This is a genomic window from Pseudalkalibacillus sp. A8 (genome assembly GCF_045920555.1).
In the GTDB taxonomy this organism is placed as follows: Bacteria; Bacillota; Bacilli; order Bacillales; family Fictibacillaceae; genus Pseudalkalibacillus.
The window spans coordinates 5,459,044-5,477,839 of record NZ_CP174509.1 but is presented as its reverse complement, the minus strand read 5'-3'; the positions used below and the strand labels follow the sequence as shown (position 1 = coordinate 5,477,839).

The following is an 18,796-nucleotide window of genomic DNA, read 5'->3' as shown; positions in this document are numbered from 1 at the left end:
TTCACAAACTACGGACCCAAAACAACACAAAAAAGATGCAATGTGCAATTCTTACTCCAGAAATGCGCCCTATTCTTGAAGATTTTACGATTGATCTCTTACTACTTAGCAATGATGTTTTTTTCTATATATCGTGCTTTCATAACAATTTAAGAAAACGAAAAGCTTCAGTACTCATGACTTTGATACATTATTATCTAGCTTGTAATTTAAACGTTAATAAAGCGGACAGAAGATAAGCAATAGCACATAAAATACCAACGGCAATAAATGAGAAAGTATTTAGAAGCGTGATACTAATCATGCTTAAAACGGTTGCCCCAAAATACATTGCTGAGGTATTTAAAGACATTACTGTTGTACGGATTTGATCATTTTGGTTAGACATATAGGTGTTGATAATATTTTGACCGAATGCATAAGAAAAAGACCAAATGACATTTAACACGATGGATACATAAAGCAGCTTATCATTCATCGTTAATAACAAGATGGAGAATAAAGAAATAATAGACACCGCCAGTAACAGACTTTTCTTATTATGAGGTTTATCCATCACTTTGCCACTCACTATGCTGCCTAAAACACTTGCAATTCCTGCAACAAGCAAGATACTTCCAATAAAGGAAGGTGACAAATCAAAATATTGGTTATAGTAAATACCTATGATAGAAAAAATAGCTTCTAACCCGCCGTAATACATAAAAGAAATCAGCAATGTAAGCGTAACGGTACGGTTAGAGAGTGCTTTTCTTATCATTTTTACAATAGAACTTGAGCTGGTAGATTTAAACTGTGGAATGACAGTCCATGCGACAATAAACATAAGAATGCCGATTACACCAATGGTGAAAAATGGGACTCTCCAATTAAATATATCTGTGATAAAACCTGCAATGGGTATCCCGATAACAGTTGGAAGAATTAAAGCTGCCGTAACGGAACCCATTACTTTTCCTCTTTGTTCATATTCAATGACTTCTCCCACAATGGAATAAACAGTGGGCTGAATTAATGCCGCTCCAAATCCTGCTAAAATTCGAAATCCAATCAACATAAATAAAGAATTAGATAGTCCTGTAACAAAGGTCGCAATGGAAAGGATAACAATCCCAACTAAAAGTATTTTCCTTTTCCCAATTCGATCCGATATACTTCCAGCAATTAAACCAAAAACGGCATAGGCCAGGGCATAAGATGTAAACAAAATTCCGCTAATTTCCATGTTTATATTTAAACTCTCACTTATGGCTGGCAACATTGGTACTGTAACAATTAAATCAAAACCAACCAAGAAGGATAATACACATAAAGCAATAATAGTTTTTTTCATTTTCATTCTCCTTTTCAAAACAATTAATTAATTAATTAATAATTAACTACTTAACTATAATAGGAAATGAAACCCTATTATTTCTAATAGGGACTATAAGCGAGCCATTACAGATAATAACTGCTCTTTCTCATCTTTATTTAATTCACTGAATAAGTCTTTCACTACTTCTTCATAGATTGGCCATGCTTTCGCTAAAATCTTTTTACCTTCTTCTGTCATCGTCACTTTAATTCTTCTGCGGTCATTTTCATCAAATGTTCTTTCGATATAATGGAGTTTTTCTAATGCACTTAACAATCCACTAATATTAGACCGAGTGACAGCAAGTTCATCACCTAGCTCAGAAGGTAAAGCTTCATAATTTCTTTCTTCTAACATGTATAATAAACAGAGTCGCCCTAAATTTAAATGAAATACTTTGATTCTTGAATCTAATATTTTTGTTAATTTACTTGTTTTTTGGTGTAATGTAAGAAAGAGTTCTATCTCGATATCCGGATTATCGAGAGGATTTGGCATATGTTATTCATCTCCTTTCTAACTAGTCAATGAATTTATTATAACAGCAAATGATTAACTGCAAAATAGTTAAGCACTGAATCAAAATTGTCGGGTGTCGTTATTCCGTTAAATGGCCCTTTACATAAAGAAAGAGTACAACGCTTGTTGCAGAATTGCGCCCTTAGTGAAATAACAGAGGTGTCCAATCTATATATGTATCCATGACATATAATAATTCTAAAAGCTAAGAAAGGAGCTATATTGTACTGTTAATAAAAAATGAACTACAAAAGCTTATCCGAAAAGACATCCGTAAATTCTTATGCCTTTTAAAAGAAGAATTAGAAGAAAATATTGAAAGACTTGAGATATGCCCAGATCCACAAGGACCAACTGGACTACGGGGACCTCAAGGTAAGCAAGGGCCACCAGGACCAACCAGGCCTCAAAGCGAACAAGGACCTCAAGGTGAGCAGGGACCACCAGGACTAACTGGGCCTCAAGGCGAACAAGGACCTCAAGGTGAGCAGGGGACACCAGGACTAACTGGGCCTCAAGGCGAACAAGGACCTCAAGGTGAGCAGGGGCCACCAGGAGCACCGAGTGAAACAAATATAACCCTATTTCCGTCGGATTCTAACGAATTTGATGTAGTACCTGTAACCGTAAACATTACTAGTGATACCCAAAGAGTATTACTTATTTCAAATGCTCAGATTCTAGTTGAGAAGATAGACGACTTATCTGAAAAAATTGCTTACAATGTAACATATGAATTAAGACGAAATACAAGTATGAATCCACTAGCAACGGTTAACTGGTTCTCCCAAGACGATATTACACCGCCGAATGATCAGTCATATCGATATCAGCGAAGTTTAAATTGGGTAGATCAACCAGGGGTAGGAATGCACACATATTTCATTCGATTAATCAATGATAATACTGTTAATGTACAATCTATTCAAGTTGAAACAAGAGCCTTGAGCGTAATTGTTTCCCATCGGTAGAATTGCTCCATTTATTTTTATAAAATGGTGATTGTTCCAGTACAGTCATCATTTTTTGATTTTATAGTTACATAAATATCATTTTGTTTGAAAGTCTTACTCCATTAAATGGCCCGATAATGGAATACTGCAGTTTTTTAAATTATGAATAAAAATAACTGTTCATTCATATCCAAGAGTGTGTAATTATACTATTACCTTAATAAATATACCTACAAAACATACATAGATTAAATGCCATATACACATCCACTGACCGTTTTTTTGATTCCTCATCAATGACATCTATGGTAACTGCCAACCTTAGCCTAAAACAGACGTGTTTTGGGCTATTCGTGTTGCTACATGTTTCGTTCAACTTCGAGTGTGATCGGACTGCGTGTCAACATTAATACCATTTACCATCTGCTGTATAATGCCACCAATCGCCGTTTTTGTAATACGTTTAAGCAATTTTCTTCTGGATTCTTTTCTACTTTTACAATGTCCGAAAGAGTATAGTTTTTCTTTTCTCCAATCCCATTGACCTGTTATGATCTGCATACACGTGCAAAAGTAAATTGTATTCGTCACCAGAGGTACGGCTCCGAAAAGAACGTTTTTAGGTACACCCAACAATGCGTAGTTTGAGGACTGAAGAATATTAAGCAATTTGGTTAATGTAATGGTTCAAAAAAGTAAGGAAACGATGTTCATGAATTTTTGGCTTCCAAAAGTAAAATTTATATTGACAAATTTATAAAAGTTAGAATAGAATAAAATCAAATGACAGTCAGTGCTGACGGACATTTGTTTATCAAAATGGCTAATGAGTCGATATTATTAAAAATAAGACGAGAATTCATGAAGTATCAAAAAAATACAATTTTTATAGGAGGAAGAATATAAATGCCAACAATCAAAGAAAATAAACTCTTCACGGTGATTATTGAGTGGGAAGTTGATCCCCAACAGCAGCAGGCATTAATAGATGCACTCTCCAAGCAAGTTGAACGGCACTTCAAAAGTTATCCCGGATTCGTATCAGCGAGTTTCCATGCTAGTGACGATGGACAGAGAGTTATTAACTACGCTCAATGGCTCTCAAAAGAATCCTGGTCTGAATCATTTCAAGCATCTGGCCGTGACAAAGTGACTGCAACTAATCACGAGGCAATTAGACGATGTGGTGCCAAAACAGTCAAAATTGATTTCTTTTGTATTGCTCGAGTGGTTGAGAATGTATAAGGGGGCATAAAGCTTCCAATCAGTTGATGTGCAGATTAATGTTTAACATCATACTCCCCGAAATTAGTGAAGAGTTTAATCTTACCATTCGTTCAAGCAAGGTGATTAATCAGCTTAAACAAATGAAATAGATAAAGGAGAAGTGCTTTATGTCTAAAGAAAAAGTAGCATTTATTACAGGTGCTGGACGCGGAATTGGTGCGGCTGCAGCTAAAGAGTTAGTGTTATTTGGAGGAGATTAAAATGACAATAACCTTATTTGTTAAAAGCGAACAATCGTCAAGGATCTGTTACTGGGAGACTACATGATGAATTTTTAGAAAGCTATAGAGCCTCACATCCAAATGATTCGGTGATTTAACTTGATTTGTATAAAGAAACATTGCCTTATTTAGGTGATGTTATTATTAGTGGAAATTTCAAATCATCTCAGGGAATAGAACTCACACCGGAAGAGAAGGCGGAACATGATATTGTTATTAAGCATCTAGAACGGTTTATCGAAGCTGATAAATTGGTCATTGCTTTTCCACTTTGGAACTTAACTGTTCCTGCGTTCTACACTCCTATCTGGATTATATGCATCACCCGCGTAAAACATTTAAGTATACAGCTGAAGGCTTAATAGGTCTATTACCTGATAAGAAAGTGCTTTATTAAACGCAAGAGGAGGGGTATACGCAGAAGGGGATTCTTCTGAAATAGCTGTAAGTTTTGTTAAGAATCATTTGAACGTTTTTGGTATTACAGACATTACAACGATAGTCATTGAAGGGCACAATCAATTTCCTAACCAAAGTAAAGCTATTATTGAGGAAGGTCTTCGGAAAGCTGGCCCAAGCTGCAAAAACATTTTGACATTTGTTTTATATCAGTACGCGCTATATCAATACAAAACTAATTGTTTATAAACATATTTAAAAAAGGGTGAGGCGAATGATACTTGAATCATTAAGACAGGAGCTTCTTAGCTGGGATGATGTTAGCGAGCATCCACATCGGTTTGGAGGAGTGGAATTTCGCTATAAAAATAAAGAATTAGGTCATTTGCATGGCGAAAAGCTTGCTGACTTTCCTTTTCCTAAATCCGTTAGAGATGAGCTCATTCAAGCAAGACTAGCGGAACTACATCATGTTCTTCCCAATTCGGGCTGGGTAAGTTTTTGGATCAAAGGAGAGCAAGATATTCCTCATTTATTAAAGTTGTTCAAAATGCAATATGACAGAATCGCCAATAAGAGGAATTGAATTTAGTCATGGTTTGAGAAGCAACGGAACAGGGGACCCAACATATTTTTACAGTTCAACGTTAATTAAAATAAGGATAAGTCGTCTTATTTACAAATATTCCAATGTCGACTGTCCTATATTGGCTTAAAAGGGGTGTCCACTATCGGTTGTCTTTTATCTTTATGGCGATTTAATAAGCATTCCTCAAAATTGGGGAGTGCTTTTTTATGTATTTAAAACGTTCATTTTTGTTACATTGACTATATGATAATCTATTATGTATTTACCGTGTTTTTACACATAAACCACTATAAGGAATTTATTTGATAAAAAAGACTGTAGGTTTAAGTTGAATCGTTGATAAAAAGTTGCACCATTTAAAAAGTTGATCAAAAGCCTTTTAATTGCTGCAGGATTTTTTTGTTCAGCAAACTGGCATAGTCAGAAAGTATTATACACAATATTATTTTAACCCCGTCTCTACTCAGAACGGGGTCATGTATGTTTGAGATTTGAAAGTTAAATAACTTTATTGTCATTCAACAGCTTACCGTTGTACATCCGCGTTTTGCTAGTGGTACCCTAATTTGACTGACTTTGCAATAGTTCAGGGAATAAATAATGGATGATATGCATCGTTAAACGTCGAGACTCTCCTTTATATGGATAGATATGCATATACATCGATGGATTAAAGTTGGCTTCAATAATTCCGTAAGCATTTTTATTAGCTGCAGGAACTTCTGTATTTTCAATAATTAAATCAATACCACAAATTTTAACTCCAAGTGCGGATACCGCATCCACTGCTATTTTTTTATAATCATCAGGAATTTGATCTGTCACATCAATCGAGTCTCCACCTGTACTAATATTAGAGTTTTCACGCAAATAGACGATTTCATCCTTCTCTGGAATCGAATCCATTCGGTATCCTTGAGCTTTAAGCATAAGGTTCTCCAATTCACCTAATTGTATACTTTCTAAAGGTGTCCTATGATCTCTTCCTCTTAACGGGTCACGATTCTTTTGCATGACTAACTCTTCAATTGTATGTTTACCGTCACCTTTAACATTCGCAGGAACTCTTAATAAAACAGCATAAACTTGATCATTTAATACAAAGAATCGATATTCTGTTCCTGTAATAAATTCTTCGATTAATATAGAAGAGTCTTCTTTAAATGCTAATGTGATGGCTTTTTGATAATCTTCGTAATTTGCGCCTTCTTTGAAGATCGATATTCCTAATCCATAGTTTGTTGTTTTCGGCTTCACAACAAAAGGTTTGGTGGAAAAGAGATCATAGGAACGTAAAGCCTGTTCGATTGTCTGAAATTCCTCACCTTTCGGCACACGGAATCCATGTTGCTGAAGAATTTTCTTTGTTACGGTTTTATTTTCCATAATTAAAGTGGATACATAGCTATCTTTACTTGTCATATTCCCATTTTTCACATATTCAACATGATCTTTTAATTGAAGCTTCAAAAATTGAGCCTGTCGATCCAAAACTTCTACCTTGATTCCTTGCTGTATGCAATCAAACATTAAGATCTGAGTGGACAACTCCATGTCTGTAAATCCTGTTAATTGATAGGGCTTATCCCATGATTTTTTATAATTATCTTTAGCAATACACGTAGCTACTTGACCTTGACTGCTTTTCTCACTTTCTTTATAAAGTCTTCCAGCTAAAGTCTTACTTGGGTCCATTAGCATTTCTCTCAGATGAACAAATAACGTATCTGAAATAGTCAAATTTAAAATTGCTGCTAAATGTTCCATCTCATCAATCATATTTTTAGCTTCTATTTCAAATTTTGTATGCTCTAATGGGTGCTCAAGAGCCACTGTATCATTGTAAAAGTCGCCCATTTTTACCCACTCATCACAATCGTTTCCTTCATCTTTCCATAGTAAATAAATTAAGAAAAGATGTAGAAATTCTACTTGTTTATAGCTAATTCCATTTATTTCAAAAGGATTTAAATCTATATTTCGCAATTCAATATAATTAACACCGTGATCTGCTAAATCTGAAACATGATGCCCGCCTCTTAAACGGACAGATGCATAAAATTCCTTTTCTTCTGATAGAAGCCCTCTTTTAACTATCAAAGAAAGATCTGATAAATAATTCTGTATACTACTGTATGACACTTGAACATCATCCGAATTCGTATAACCATATTTACTGCTTCTAATACTTCTCACTGCCTCATCCTGAGAATCTTCTTCGAAAAAATTCCTTTCACTACTAGGAGAAGCTCCAAAAAAATAAGTCACTAACCATTGATAGTGTAAATAGTTTCTTGTGACTTTTAGATAAATCTCTTCTTTAAACTGTCGATAATCTTTTATCTCCGATTGTACGCTAAATAACGCTTGGATTAACTCATCGCCGAATTCAAAGTTGAAATGAACACCGCAAAGCATTTGTTTACGACGGCCATAAGAATGGGATAAAGATTGACGATATCGGACATTTTCAGCATTTTTTAATTTCGCAATAACAATATCTTCATCTTTTTCTGGTAACTGTGGCGGCATGCTTAATGGCCAAAGCATTTCATTATCACCCATAGAACGATAAGCAACATCATGGATTGCCGCTAAATAATCAAACAGTTCCTGTAGTGTCTCAGTAACAGGTGTGATTAATTCCATTTGTGTTTCTGAAAAATCCCGCTGAATATACGGGTGATCATCTCTTATTGAAATACTTTTAGGGTGATCCGTTTTAGCTAAATTTCCCGATAAGTCAACACGTTGACTTTCTTTTTCGATCCCATAACGGGCTTTTAATAAGTACGGTTTAACACGGTCATTTACTAACATTTTTTTAAAATCCGTTTTAACTATAACCCCCAATTAGCTCACCCCTTCTTCAAACAGTTTCTTATTTTTAGATAATAAACTTTAAAATATAACAGCATGCAGTAATTGAAAATATCCACATTCCATATTATTTTAAGTACTTCATATGGAAAGCGAAATGATCTTCTAAGAAAGTAGCAATAAAGAAATAGCTATGATCATAACCTTCCACTATCTTGTAATCTACGACTAGTTTATTTTCCTGGGCATTTTTTAAGAAAATCGTTTCTTCTAATTGTTTTGGATAAAACTCATCTTGAGTTCCTTGCGTAATGAGAATAGGCGGCGTGCCGGCTTCTTTGACCAATTCTGAAGCATCCCATTCTTTCCAAGAAGCTTTATCTTTACCTAAATACGTTGAGAAAGCTTTTATTCCCCATGGGACTTGACTAGGACTTAAAATAGGAGAAAAGACAGAAATCGCTTTGAATCTCGCAGCATTTTTCATGCCAATCACTAAAGCGCCATGACCTCCCATTGAGTGGCCCATTATGCTTTCTTCTCCTGAAAAATGAGGGACCAAAGTTGATGCAATAGCTGTTAATTCATCTACTATATACGTATACATGATATAATGCTTTGCCCATGGATCTTGTGTGGCATTTAAATAAAAACCTGCACCTTGTCCAAGGTCCCATGCTTCATCATCAGCAACATGTTCCCCACGTGGTGAAGTATCTGGAATCATGACGGCCACTTGATATTTTTCAGCCAATCTTTGAAATCCACTTTTTTGACTAAAATTATCGTCTGTACAAGTTAAACCAGACAGCCACCAAATAAGAGGGATTTTTTTCATTTCTTTATTTGATGGCAAGTAGATACTAAATGTCATTTCACATTGTAAGACTTCCGAATAATGGCTGTACTTACATTGTTCCCCGCCGAAAGAGCGATGTTTTTCAATAAGTTTATAGCTCACTTTCTCACTCTCCATAGGTTAAAATCGCACGGATTGACTCACCCTTATGAAGCAAATCAAATGCCTCATTGATGTCTTTAAAGTCTAGGTGCTGTGTGATAAACGAATCTAAATCGATTTCACCATTCATATAATCTTCAACCATTCCTGGCAGTTGGGTTCTTCCTTTAACTCCTCCAAAGGCTGATCCACGCCATACACGCCCCGTTACTAATTGGAATGGACGAGTATGAATCTCTTTACCTGCGCCTGCTACACCGATAATAGTACTTTCGCCCCAACCTTTATGACAACATTCAAGAGCAGACTTCATTACTTCAACATTTCCAATACACTCGAAGCTATAATCTACTCCTCCATCCGTCATTTCAATGATGACTTCTTGAATTGGTTTATCAAATTTAGAAGGATTTACAAAATCAGTTGCTCCCATTTTTTTAGCTAATTCAAACTTATCCTCATTTAAGTCTACAGCAATAATTCGGCTTGCTTTTGCTTGAACCAATCCTTGAATAACAGCTAATCCAATAGCTCCAAGACCAAATACGGCTGTCACAGCTCCTTCTTCCACTTTTGCTGTGTTGTGTACAGCGCCAATCCCTGTAGTAACACCGCATCCAAATAGACAAACTTTATCAAGTGGCGCTTCTGGGTCAATTTTTGCTAAAGAGATTTCAGGAACGACTGTATATTCACTAAATGTACTTGTTCCCATGTAATGATAAATAGGCTCTCCATTATAAGAGAAACGAGTGGTTCCATCAGGCATTAAACCTTTACCTTGAGTTTCTCGTACGGCACTACATAAGTTGGTCTTACCAGAACGACAGAATTTACATTCTCCACATTCAGCCGTGTATAGTGGAATAACATGGTCCCCTGGTTTTACTGAAGTCACTTCATCCCCTACAGCAACGACAACACCAGCACCTTCATGACCTAGTACAGCAGGAAATACGCCTTCGGGATCATCACCTGATAAGGTAAAAGCATCTGTATGACAGACTGATGTATACAGTATTTTTACTAATACCTCTTTTGCTTTTGGTTCTTCTACATCTATCTCTACAATTTTAAGTGGTTCTCCCGGTTTAAATGCAACAGCAGCTCTACTTTTCAAATGAATACCTTCTTTCTTTTGTTTTCTAACATTTACATTCCCATAATTACATAATATAATTTAGGGGACAATACTGACTTTTTTGTCACTATAAACAAAATGGCAATAGAAGGAGATAGTAATACATGGTAATTAATTATAGGGAAAAAACTTTTTTCACTAGCAAGGATTTGGCTTTATCAGTTATAGGTGGACGTTGGAAAATAGCGATTATATGGTGTTTGCTCCAACAATCTCCATTAAGGTTAAGCGAAATACAAAAAAAGCTTCCCGATGTCAATCAACGTATGTTAATTAGACAATTAAGGGAATTAGAAGATGATGAAATAATTACTAGAGTTGTATACCCTGTTGTACCTCCTAAAGTTGAGTATCAACTAAGCGAAATTGGTCTTCTCCTGGAACCCGTTGTAACTTCCATCTGTGATTGGGGAGATAAATTTAGTGACTTTTTAGAAAAAAACGCTAATAAAACACCAGTTGAATAAAAGTTAGATTTTTAAACGACTTTATTTTACCCCCATCCAAAACAGGACGGGGGTATGTGTGTTGGAAGTATTTAACTTAAACAACTTATTATAACCTTGTCATTTCCTTAATGCGGGTGGTGTCAGCTTCGCTGGTACTACTACCTCTATAGGGTTTAAGAAGTTCTCTGAATCGCCAGACGCTCCTTCATATTTAACTTGAATGTTCCATATGGGTTCACATGGGCATAGACAAGTGGTGTTAAAGCTCTGAAATCCTCTGGGACTAGTTTTTGCAGCAAGGTTTTATTTTGCTCCAACAGTACCTCTTGAATCATTAATGTATTGATTAAAACCAAGCAGTTCTGAAGAAGATGAAGAGCAAGCACAGCTATCTCCTGATCTTCCATACGATTGGTCTGAATTTCTCCTCCTTTTCCATAAAAGATAAAACTGTTGGCGGAATTCCAGTTTTCAACCACATTTAAACCCTCATGGATCTCCCTCCGAATTTCTTCTGAAGACAAATACTCACAGAGGAAAATTGTTTTGAGTACTTTTCCTAATTCACTAAGTGCCCGATAGGTTGGGTGCCCACTATTACGAGTGAAACGCTTAAGAACGGCCTCGGTTTCGGCAGTCCCTAATCGCAAGGCTGTGGCATACTTAATCATTTGGTCATACTGCTGCTCAATTAAATTCCAATTAATTGATCGGGGTAACACGGGCTGTAAGTTTGGATAAGAATCTTGCATGCCTATATCCGGCCGGTACAGCTTTTGTGCATGAATGGCCTTAAATCGCGGCATGAGCTGAAACCCCAGCAGATGACAAAAGGCAAAAGCTACTTCGCTTTGACCATGTGTATCGACATAGTTTTTTTCTACCTCCATATTTGTGCAGTGCCGTAATACCCCTTCTATCATAGAAGCGACTTCTGAAGAAGAACATGATTTTAGCTGTGAATAAATACAAGTGGAGTTTTTCTCTACATGCCAATAGATCATGACTCCCCGGCCTCTATAGCGAATATGCCACTCCGTTAACAGGTTTTGATCCCACGCCCCGAACTTTTTACTATCGGATGCACATGATGTCGTTCCTTCTCCCCATACTTCTGATACACGAGCATGTAAAATTGCATTGGTTACCTTTGAAATGGCTTGCCTCAAGTTCTCTTTATGAATGAATTTCCGCCGCACATAGAGCAAGTCTTTGTAACTTTCCCCATGGTCGCTGGCTGCCATTCGCTTTAATCCGTATTAGTACCTAATCCGTATAAGCACAAGATTAGCCTTCGTTGGAGGGTTTCTTTATCAAGAATTTCACGATTTCCTAGTGTTTGAAACATATCGGTTAAATGTACACGCAGATCTGCTTCTTTCAAAAACTGGTACGATTACAGATCGAAAAGGACTTCATCAACTTTTTGATGTCATCAGGAAAGGCGATACAGTTGTAGTGGAGAGCATCTCCCTTTTAGGACGTAAAACATTGGATATCCTCAATATTATTCAACAGTTAGAAGAGATGGGGGTGCAATTCATTTCTTTAAAAGAAAATATGGATACAAGAACCTCTACGGGAAAAGCCATGTTCCAAATGATGTGCGTCATTGCTGAATTAGAAAGAAACCTTATTGCTGAGAGAGTAAGGGAAGGACTCGAGGCAAGTAAAAGGCGTGGAAAAACATTAGGTAGACCCAAGTTGGATAAAGAAAAGCTTGCTGTTGCGCTACGGATGTATGATAGTAAAGAATATTCTATAAAGGAGATAGTCTCAGCAACTGGAATATCTCAAGGCTCCTTATATAGAGCAGTCAATAGAAGAAAGCTTGAAGAAATAAAAAAATAGGGGTGCGTTTTATTATTTCTTTACTTTGCGGTCTACAGCAAGAACCCTGTCATTAGGCCTAATAGAAGCTATATGTGCGAAAAAGCCAATCACCATTTCTCTTCTTGTGCACATTTCTCATTATTGGTATTTAATCACAATTATAAAATTGGTATTTTGTTAAACTCCTTCAGACTGAAAGGGTAATGACAGGGTTCCTGTCATTACCCCATATGTATAGCAGTGTCTTCTTAAAATTGTGTTAAACATATGTGTCTAAAGGGTGAAGACCCGGCGATATTCCTTTGAAAGTTCAGGTAAGGTTAATTTATACAATTCCCACCGATTAGAACGTTTATAAACACCCATATTGATCAGCTTCTTTATCAATTCTCGTTTCTTTTTTTGGATGTTTTTACGACGATTCATCCAATCACCCTTTCAGAAATAGGGCGCATTTGCTGATCTCGTATTTTCTTCGGTTTTCTTGGCCCCAAAATCAGTGGATGCTACCTTTAGCCCAGCATGAAAAACCTCTTTTTTAGTAATCCATTGAATGCTTTTTTTCTAACTCTTTGATCCTGTTCATAACATATTGTGAAAGAGATGAGTAATCTGATATGTCTAAATGACAAACCTTTACTTGTGGTCCAATCACAATCTTTATACATGTTCGAACTCCTTTTTTTACTCCAATAATGGCAATTGGAAGAATAGGGGCATTCGTTTTACATGCGATAAAAGCTACTCCTTTTTTTGGCTGAACCAATTCTCCATTTTTACACCTTTTTCCCTCCGGAAAAATACCAAAAACTTCCCCATTATCAATAATTCTTAAAGTTTGGCGTACAGGACGAATAACGATATCACTTTGACGATCAACTGGAATCGCATAAACAGCGGTAAAAAACCATTTTAAAAAACGATTACGAAATAATTCGGCTTTTGCCATAAAATGAATGTTCCGTTGCAACACACAAGATAGAAGTATGGGGTCATAATTGCTGACATGGTTAGCAGCTACAATCAGTGCGTTTTGAGTAGGGACGTGTTCCAAGCCGATGATTTCAATTCGGAATCTTAACTGAATGAATAGTTTTACGACAGGTTTTAGTAAAGAATGAACCATTTAGTTTGCACATCCAAGTTATCTTTGTAAATTACGAATAGTATAGCCTTGCTAAGGATAAGTTATGATTTGTAACAATTTGTAATATTTATAAGAAATAGATGATACCTTTTGAAAACATTGCAATTTGACTATCCGTTATCTCGCTATATCTTCAGTAAACTTACAGGAAAGTTTATTCCTTCTGTTTACTGAAATTCACGGTTGTCATTGTCATGTTTAAAATTTTACGAGGAGTCAGAACCGAATCTTTCAAATGACCATTGGGTAAAAGTGAAGGCGAAATATGGCGGTATTTGTGGAAGTGATTTAAATCTTCTCTTTCTAACTCATAGTCCTGTAACTTCACCCTTTGTGTCGTTTCCTTTCACAATAGATCATGAAATCGTAGGAGAAATTACGGGAATTGGCTCCCAGGCTAATCATTTAAGTATCGGAGGGGTGTAATTGATCCCATTCTGTCATGCGCAGCCAGTACTTAGAAAGTGAGGAAAAATATTGATTAATTGTAATACATTAATTTTTTCTGCTTCTATTGGTAATGGACATAATCAAGCAGCCAAATCACTACAAGAAGAGTTTGAGAAAAACGGGTATACATGTGAAATCATCGATACATTTAAGTTAATTAATCCGGCATTTCACAAAATAGTTTTAGAAAGTTATTTACAAATTTTAAAGTTCAGTCCGATTGTTTGGGGAAAAATATATCAGCATACAGAAGAGCATCCTTGGTTTATGTTAATGGACCAATTTGGAACATTTTTCACGGAACGTCTGTACTCAATTGTCCAAAAACATCAATGTAAGTCGTTAATTTCAGTGCATCCTTTTTCGACGGCTATATTGTCAAAATTGAAGAGGGAAAAAAACTTAGATATTCCGTTATATACTGTAATTACTGACTTTGTTATGCATCCAGCATATATTCGAAACGAAGTAGATGGATATTTTACAGCTTCAGATCATTTGGATTATTTTGCAACTTTATATAATATACCAATATCAAAGTTCTACTCAACTGGAATCCCAATTTGTTCTATACCATCTTTAAAGAAACCAAAATGGAAGGTAAAGTATGAATTACAGTTAGACCCAGAGAAAAAAACTATATTAATCGCAGGTGGTGCGATCGGATTAACAAAATTCACGAAGGTATTAAAAACTTTAAATGCTATAGAAGACAAGCTTCAACTTGTCTGTATAACCGGTCATAATAAGAAAGCAAAAGCAAAAATTGAACAACTGGAAAGTAAGCATGAGATAGTTAGTACTGGTTTTACAAATAGGTTTACTGATTATTTAAGGGCCAGTGATGTTATTCTATCTAAAGCAGGTGGATTAACAATGGCAGAGTCATTAGCTTGTGAAACGCCGATTTTAATATATCAACCAGTACCAGGTCATGAAGAACAAAATGCCCAGTATTTAATGAATTATGGGGCAGCAGTAAAAGCCGAAATTTGCGAAGAGATTCCTGTAATATTAAAACACATTTTGTTTAATAAGCGTTATTATGAATCGATGGTACAGAACATCAAAAAAATTCAAAAGCCTTATGCTGCCAAAGAAATCATTAGTGAAATAAGTAGGGGTAACACCAGCGTAGCTACTATAGACCGTAATAAGGGTTAAAAAAGTTCCTATAAGCATTAGAGTCGGAACTTTTAAGGCTATATTATGAAAATTATAGGTCGTTTCCATAAAGTTAATCTTGGAAGTTCCGTTTCCAAAAACAGAACAGGAACTTCTTATCTTCAAAGTATTGTTTTATAAACGTTTTACAATTATGCACATCTAATTGCGGTTGGTGTGTCAGCTACGCTGTTACTACCCCATTAAACCAGCTAATAGTTTGTCAACATTTTTCAATGAAAACTTATAATACTTCATGTTACACTAGAAATGCGCATGCCAAATAACCTTCCATAACTAATGATTGGAAGGTTTTGTCATATTTAGATGGAAATCTTAATTAGGCTATATCTTGGAAAGTGGTTCTGTTTTTTAATATGGCATAAATCCAATGTAAGAGCTTATTTACACAAGCAATAACGGCTACTTTATAAAGTTTGCCTTCCTCACGCTTCTTATCGTAAAACGCTCTTAATCTTTTGTTTCTAGGGATGATTTCATCCGTTGTTTTCTGTTTACGACAGTCACGAATACCAGATCGAACTGCCATATATAAGGCGTGCCGCAACCTACTTGATCCACGTTTTGTAATCCGAACGAGAGTAGCTTTAAATTTTCCTGATTCAAACACTTCTGGATCAACTCCAGCGAATGCGACAAGCTTTTTTGGGTGATTAAACCGATCTATCTCACCAATTTCAGAAATGATCGTGGCAGCGATTTTTTCTCCGATACCAGGGATAGATTGGATTATCTTATATTCTTCAATTTCCTTTGCGAGAGTATCTATCTCAGCTTCCAAATCTGATAGATGCTCTTTGTATTGAAGAAGCATATTAATATACATACTAAGACTCAGTAAATGACTCTGATATAGTGTCTTTTGAAACGGATTCCGTGCTGCTGCTTCCTTAAGTTTTTGAGCTTTCTCTTCTGACCATTTCTTTGAACGACTTTTACAGAATTCCTTGATTTTATTTGCCAGCGTATCTTCGCTGACGGCTAAAATATCTACTGATGCTGGGAATTCTTTTAAAATAAGCAAAGACACAACCGAATATAAGTCACCAAAAACCCCTCTGTATTCAGGAAAGATTTGATCTAGTACTGCTTGAAATTGCAGCTTGTTTTGAACATATATTCCTGTCATATTCTCATGTTGCCTTGTAAGATTACGAAGGTTTAAGAGTTGAATACCACGTTTTTTATATGGCTCTAAATCCTCTTTGTAGTAAAGCTCACAAAGGCGATAGGCATCAATGGCATCGGTTTTAACTTTTCGTAAACTAGCACTTTTGGCTCTGTGAGAGATCAAAGGATTAACGATAATTAATAAATAGCGATGTTCATCTAGAAACTGAACAACTGGCGCATGGTAATGTCCAGTAGCTTCTAAAACAACCGAAGGTTGAATACCAGTTTTATCTTTTATACCATCCAGAAACTCAAGTAATGATCCTAGCCCATCAAGATCATGCTTGATACTAAAACTTTTACCGTAAGGTTTCCCCTTATCTAAAAAAGCCTGAACTTCACTTTCTCCTTTTGATACATCCAGACCAACGACTGGATTCATTCTCAATCTCCTCCTCAAATTGAACTTGCCAGTAACCCCTAATTCCTCCTAGTAGTATCATAGCTTCGCTTGTTATACGAGATCTAGGTCCCAACCAGCCTTAAACATGTTTCTACCAGTAGGGGGTGAACGGTTTAACAGACGGGATCTAAGTCCCACGGGCGCTTACGTTCTACCCTGGCTACTGTTATAATAAGACCATATAAAAAATGGTCAACCAGAAATATTTTCTGGCTGACCTTATAATACGAAAGGGCGCTTTAATGGAGGAAGGATCACAGAAATGATTAAACTTTTTTATAAAAGAATGATTCAATTGAAAATATTAAGAGCGTGTTTTGATCAAACTTCTTTTCAAAACACGCTCTTTCTTTTTGTTCGTTTATCAAGGTTATTAGTTTCAATTTGATCAAACATTATTCCAAAGCTACATAGGATAGTTGAAAAAAATGTTATATATTCAATAAATATTAGCTCCAGCAAGGCTTGCAATAAATAAAAACAGGCTTAATTTCACAAGAGCAAATAAGCCAGTGCTATCCCAACCCAACCGTAAAGTAATGCAAAAAGCAGATTTCTGGCTGTGATCCGATAAGGATTTTCTCCGGTCATGTCGCTCATCAAAGTCACAGTTGTATTAAAAGTACCTGACGAATCATTTGCCAAATTCGATGTAAGCAGCACAATAGCTAGACTTAGAGGATTCAGCGTATCCAGCAAAGGTTGGATGAACATCCCCATCAAACTGAGTGTCACCAACGGATGAATCCCGATCATGGCCGCTAGTAAAGATACCATCTGCAGAATCAAAAACAAAACGAGCGGAACAGTAGTGAACCCTCCCAACAATGCCTGTTGAGCTTCAGGAATTAAATCCGTTTCCTGAAGCATGCTGCCGAAAAAACCAATCGACAAAAACAAAATCATAAAATTTTGCATCGATGCAATGTGTCTGGGCCAGGCAAGATAATTGTATGTGAGAAATGACCTGAAGCGCCCGATAAGAAGCGACCACACTAATGAAAAAGGAACAATGCATAAAATAACAGCATCAAAGAAGTCAATGTGAAACCCTTTCGATAGCATGTAGCCGATAGATATAAACAGAAACAATGCGCCGAATAATACGAACATGGGCTGATACTTCATTCGTTGAACCTCACCGTGGGTAAAATCAATAGAAATCCGTTTCATTTTGCTGTTTGTGACCCAATCGACAGCGAGCATCACGATGGAAAAAACGATTAACCACGGCAGCATGTCGAAATAGGAAACCTGAGTCGCGGTGACCGTAACCGCAATAAATACTTCCACCGGACTCCATACTGTAGCCGAGGCGAATGTTCGCAGAATCGCCTTGCTTGCAAATCTATTGATAAATTCTATATTTTGATCAATTCGTAAGCTTTTAACAGTCCGATAGGCCGCAGGCACCGCGGATAAAAAGATAAATAAACAGAGCACATAAGTAAGAATAGAAGTCCGTACATACAGCTGCCTGGCATCCCTTACATTCACCCTTAACAGACTGAGGATAGAGCGGTCATAGCGTCCCACAATAATCAAATTATTGATAAAAGGCAATACGTACAACAGAGAGATAATCAGAGCATTGGCGTTGAAAAAACGGGGGATTCCCCACACATTCACATCCGACACAAACACCAGGCTGCCGCCTGCTAATAACAAGATCGCAGAAATCGTTTGATAAGTCCTTCCCCCGCCCCAAAATGAAATTATCAGACAAGTGATGGACAACACAGACAATGATCCACTGACAAATACATGATCAATAAATATATCGGCAATATATAGTAGTAGAAACGTGGTATAAAAAACACAGCGCAAACTTGTCATGACGACCATCAACTCATCCTTTGCATTATGAATTGTCACTATTGTAGTGTATGTTTTATATTTAGTAAAATTG

The 18,796-nt window shown here is 36.3% G+C and carries 16 protein-coding genes and 2 pseudogenes; 8 read left to right on the top strand and 10 right to left on the bottom strand.

Features of this window, described 5'->3' with window-relative positions:
• Positions 1-193: 193 nt before the first annotated feature.
• Positions 194-1,333 (bottom strand): MFS transporter, encoded by a 1,140-nt coding sequence (locus ACJROX_RS27455; RefSeq protein WP_408008355.1) that lies wholly within the window; start codon positions 1,331-1,333, stop codon positions 194-196.
• 93 nt (positions 1,334-1,426) lie between these two features.
• Positions 1,427-1,855, bottom strand: coding sequence for a MarR family winged helix-turn-helix transcriptional regulator (locus ACJROX_RS27450; RefSeq protein ID WP_408008354.1), 429 nt, complete (start codon positions 1,853-1,855; stop codon positions 1,427-1,429).
• Between the two features lie 776 nt (positions 1,856-2,631).
• On the opposite strand from ACJROX_RS27450, the gene ACJROX_RS27445 reads away from it, so the two are divergent.
• The 4 genes and pseudogenes from ACJROX_RS27445 to ACJROX_RS27430 all read left to right on the top strand — a co-directional run bounded on the left by ACJROX_RS27445 (position 2,632) and on the right by ACJROX_RS27430 (position 5,322).
• Positions 2,632-2,847, top strand: a complete 216-nt coding sequence (locus ACJROX_RS27445; protein ID WP_408008353.1) for a hypothetical protein — start codon at positions 2,632-2,634, stop codon at positions 2,845-2,847.
• Between the two features lie 888 nt (positions 2,848-3,735).
• Complete coding sequence (locus ACJROX_RS27440) at positions 3,736-4,074, top strand: antibiotic biosynthesis monooxygenase family protein (protein ID WP_408008352.1); 339 nt, start codon at positions 3,736-3,738, stop codon at positions 4,072-4,074.
• Between the two features lie 259 nt (positions 4,075-4,333).
• A pseudogene (locus ACJROX_RS27435) lies at positions 4,334-4,985 on the top strand (FMN-dependent NADH-azoreductase).
• Positions 4,986-5,010: 25 nt separating this feature from the next.
• The gene (locus tag ACJROX_RS27430) at positions 5,011-5,322 is read left to right on the top strand and encodes a luciferase family protein (RefSeq protein ID WP_408008351.1); all 312 of its coding nucleotides are present in this window, start codon (positions 5,011-5,013) and stop codon (positions 5,320-5,322) included.
• A 564-nt stretch (positions 5,323-5,886) separates the two neighbouring features.
• Here the strand turns inward: ACJROX_RS27430 and gshAB are convergent.
• The 3 genes from gshAB to ACJROX_RS27415 form a co-directional block, all read right to left on the bottom strand.
• The gene (gene gshAB, locus ACJROX_RS27425) at positions 5,887-8,145 is read right to left on the bottom strand and encodes a bifunctional glutamate--cysteine ligase GshA/glutathione synthetase GshB (protein WP_408011806.1); all 2,259 of its coding nucleotides are present in this window, start codon (positions 8,143-8,145) and stop codon (positions 5,887-5,889) included.
• A 127-nt stretch (positions 8,146-8,272) separates the two neighbouring features.
• A complete protein-coding gene (gene fghA, locus ACJROX_RS27420) occupies positions 8,273-9,106 on the bottom strand; it encodes an S-formylglutathione hydrolase (RefSeq protein WP_408008350.1) in 834 nt (277 codons plus the stop codon).
• A gap of 4 nt (positions 9,107-9,110) precedes the next feature.
• Positions 9,111-10,226 carry an S-(hydroxymethyl)glutathione dehydrogenase/class III alcohol dehydrogenase gene (locus ACJROX_RS27415; protein WP_408008349.1) on the bottom strand — a complete coding sequence of 372 codons (1,116 nt, stop codon included), beginning with the start codon at positions 10,224-10,226 and terminating at the stop codon, positions 9,111-9,113.
• Positions 10,227-10,351: 125 nt separating this feature from the next.
• On the opposite strand from ACJROX_RS27415, the gene ACJROX_RS27410 reads away from it, so the two are divergent.
• Entirely contained in the window at positions 10,352-10,714 is a 363-nt protein-coding gene (locus ACJROX_RS27410; RefSeq protein WP_408008348.1) for a winged helix-turn-helix transcriptional regulator, read from the top strand.
• A gap of 155 nt (positions 10,715-10,869) precedes the next feature.
• Here ACJROX_RS27410 and ACJROX_RS27405 read toward each other — a convergent pair.
• Positions 10,870-12,080 (bottom strand): annotated as a pseudogene (locus ACJROX_RS27405) (transposase); the annotation flags it as partial.
• Between ACJROX_RS27405 and ACJROX_RS27400 the strand changes: the two are divergent.
• Positions 12,032-12,547, top strand: coding sequence for a recombinase family protein (locus tag ACJROX_RS27400; protein ID WP_408008347.1), 516 nt, complete (start codon positions 12,032-12,034; stop codon positions 12,545-12,547). The pseudogene ACJROX_RS27405 and the gene ACJROX_RS27400 sit on opposite strands and share 49 nt — an antisense overlap.
• A 255-nt stretch (positions 12,548-12,802) precedes the next feature.
• On the opposite strand, the gene ACJROX_RS27395 is transcribed toward ACJROX_RS27400, so the two are convergent.
• Complete coding sequence (locus ACJROX_RS27395; RefSeq protein WP_225066360.1) at positions 12,803-12,955, bottom strand: Fur-regulated basic protein FbpA; 153 nt, start codon at positions 12,953-12,955, stop codon at positions 12,803-12,805.
• Between the two features lie 112 nt (positions 12,956-13,067).
• Entirely contained in the window at positions 13,068-13,655 is a 588-nt protein-coding gene (locus tag ACJROX_RS27390) for a lysophospholipid acyltransferase family protein (protein ID WP_408008346.1), read from the bottom strand.
• A 273-nt stretch (positions 13,656-13,928) separates the two neighbouring features.
• On the opposite strand from ACJROX_RS27390, the gene ACJROX_RS27385 reads away from it, so the two are divergent.
• Positions 13,929-14,102 (top strand): alcohol dehydrogenase catalytic domain-containing protein, encoded by a 174-nt coding sequence (locus ACJROX_RS27385; RefSeq protein WP_408008345.1) that lies wholly within the window; start codon positions 13,929-13,931, stop codon positions 14,100-14,102.
• A 51-nt stretch (positions 14,103-14,153) separates the two neighbouring features.
• Positions 14,154-15,290, top strand: a complete 1,137-nt coding sequence (locus ACJROX_RS27380; RefSeq protein ID WP_408008344.1) for an MGDG synthase family glycosyltransferase — start codon at positions 14,154-14,156, stop codon at positions 15,288-15,290.
• Between the two features lie 340 nt (positions 15,291-15,630).
• On the opposite strand, the gene ACJROX_RS27375 is transcribed toward ACJROX_RS27380, so the two are convergent.
• Together ACJROX_RS27375 and ACJROX_RS27370 are read right to left on the bottom strand one after the other, a co-directional pair.
• Positions 15,631-16,866, bottom strand: coding sequence for an IS110 family transposase (locus ACJROX_RS27375; protein WP_408008343.1), 1,236 nt, complete (start codon positions 16,864-16,866; stop codon positions 15,631-15,633).
• Positions 16,867-17,379: 513 nt separating this feature from the next.
• Positions 17,380-18,732 (bottom strand): hypothetical protein, encoded by a 1,353-nt coding sequence (locus ACJROX_RS27370; RefSeq protein ID WP_408008342.1) that lies wholly within the window; start codon positions 18,730-18,732, stop codon positions 17,380-17,382.
• Positions 18,733-18,796: the final 64 nt, after the last annotated feature.

What these genes read in the sequence shown, in the direction of transcription:
- ACJROX_RS27455 (WP_408008355.1), bottom strand. Translation starts at nt 1,333, where the DNA reads ATGAAAAAAACTATTATTGCTTTATGTGTATTATCCTTCTTGGTTGGT.
- ACJROX_RS27375 (WP_408008343.1), bottom strand. Translation starts at nt 16,866, where the DNA reads ATGAATCCAGTCGTTGGTCTGGATGTATCAAAAGGAGAAAGTGAAGTT.
- ACJROX_RS27410 (WP_408008348.1), top strand. Translation starts at nt 10,352, where the DNA reads ATGGTAATTAATTATAGGGAAAAAACTTTTTTCACTAGCAAGGATTTG.
- ACJROX_RS27445 (WP_408008353.1), top strand. Translation starts at nt 2,632, where the DNA reads ATGAATCCACTAGCAACGGTTAACTGGTTCTCCCAAGACGATATTACA.
- ACJROX_RS27390 (WP_408008346.1), bottom strand. Translation starts at nt 13,655, where the DNA reads ATGGTTCATTCTTTACTAAAACCTGTCGTAAAACTATTCATTCAGTTA.
- ACJROX_RS27450 (WP_408008354.1), bottom strand. Translation starts at nt 1,855, where the DNA reads ATGCCAAATCCTCTCGATAATCCGGATATCGAGATAGAACTCTTTCTT.
- gshAB (WP_408011806.1), bottom strand. Translation starts at nt 8,145, where the DNA reads ATGTTAGTAAATGACCGTGTTAAACCGTACTTATTAAAAGCCCGTTAT.
- ACJROX_RS27440 (WP_408008352.1), top strand. Translation starts at nt 3,736, where the DNA reads ATGCCAACAATCAAAGAAAATAAACTCTTCACGGTGATTATTGAGTGG.
- ACJROX_RS27430 (WP_408008351.1), top strand. Translation starts at nt 5,011, where the DNA reads ATGATACTTGAATCATTAAGACAGGAGCTTCTTAGCTGGGATGATGTT.
- ACJROX_RS27395 (WP_225066360.1), bottom strand. Translation starts at nt 12,955, where the DNA reads ATGAATCGTCGTAAAAACATCCAAAAAAAGAAACGAGAATTGATAAAG.
- ACJROX_RS27370 (WP_408008342.1), bottom strand. Translation starts at nt 18,732, where the DNA reads ATGGTCGTCATGACAAGTTTGCGCTGTGTTTTTTATACCACGTTTCTA.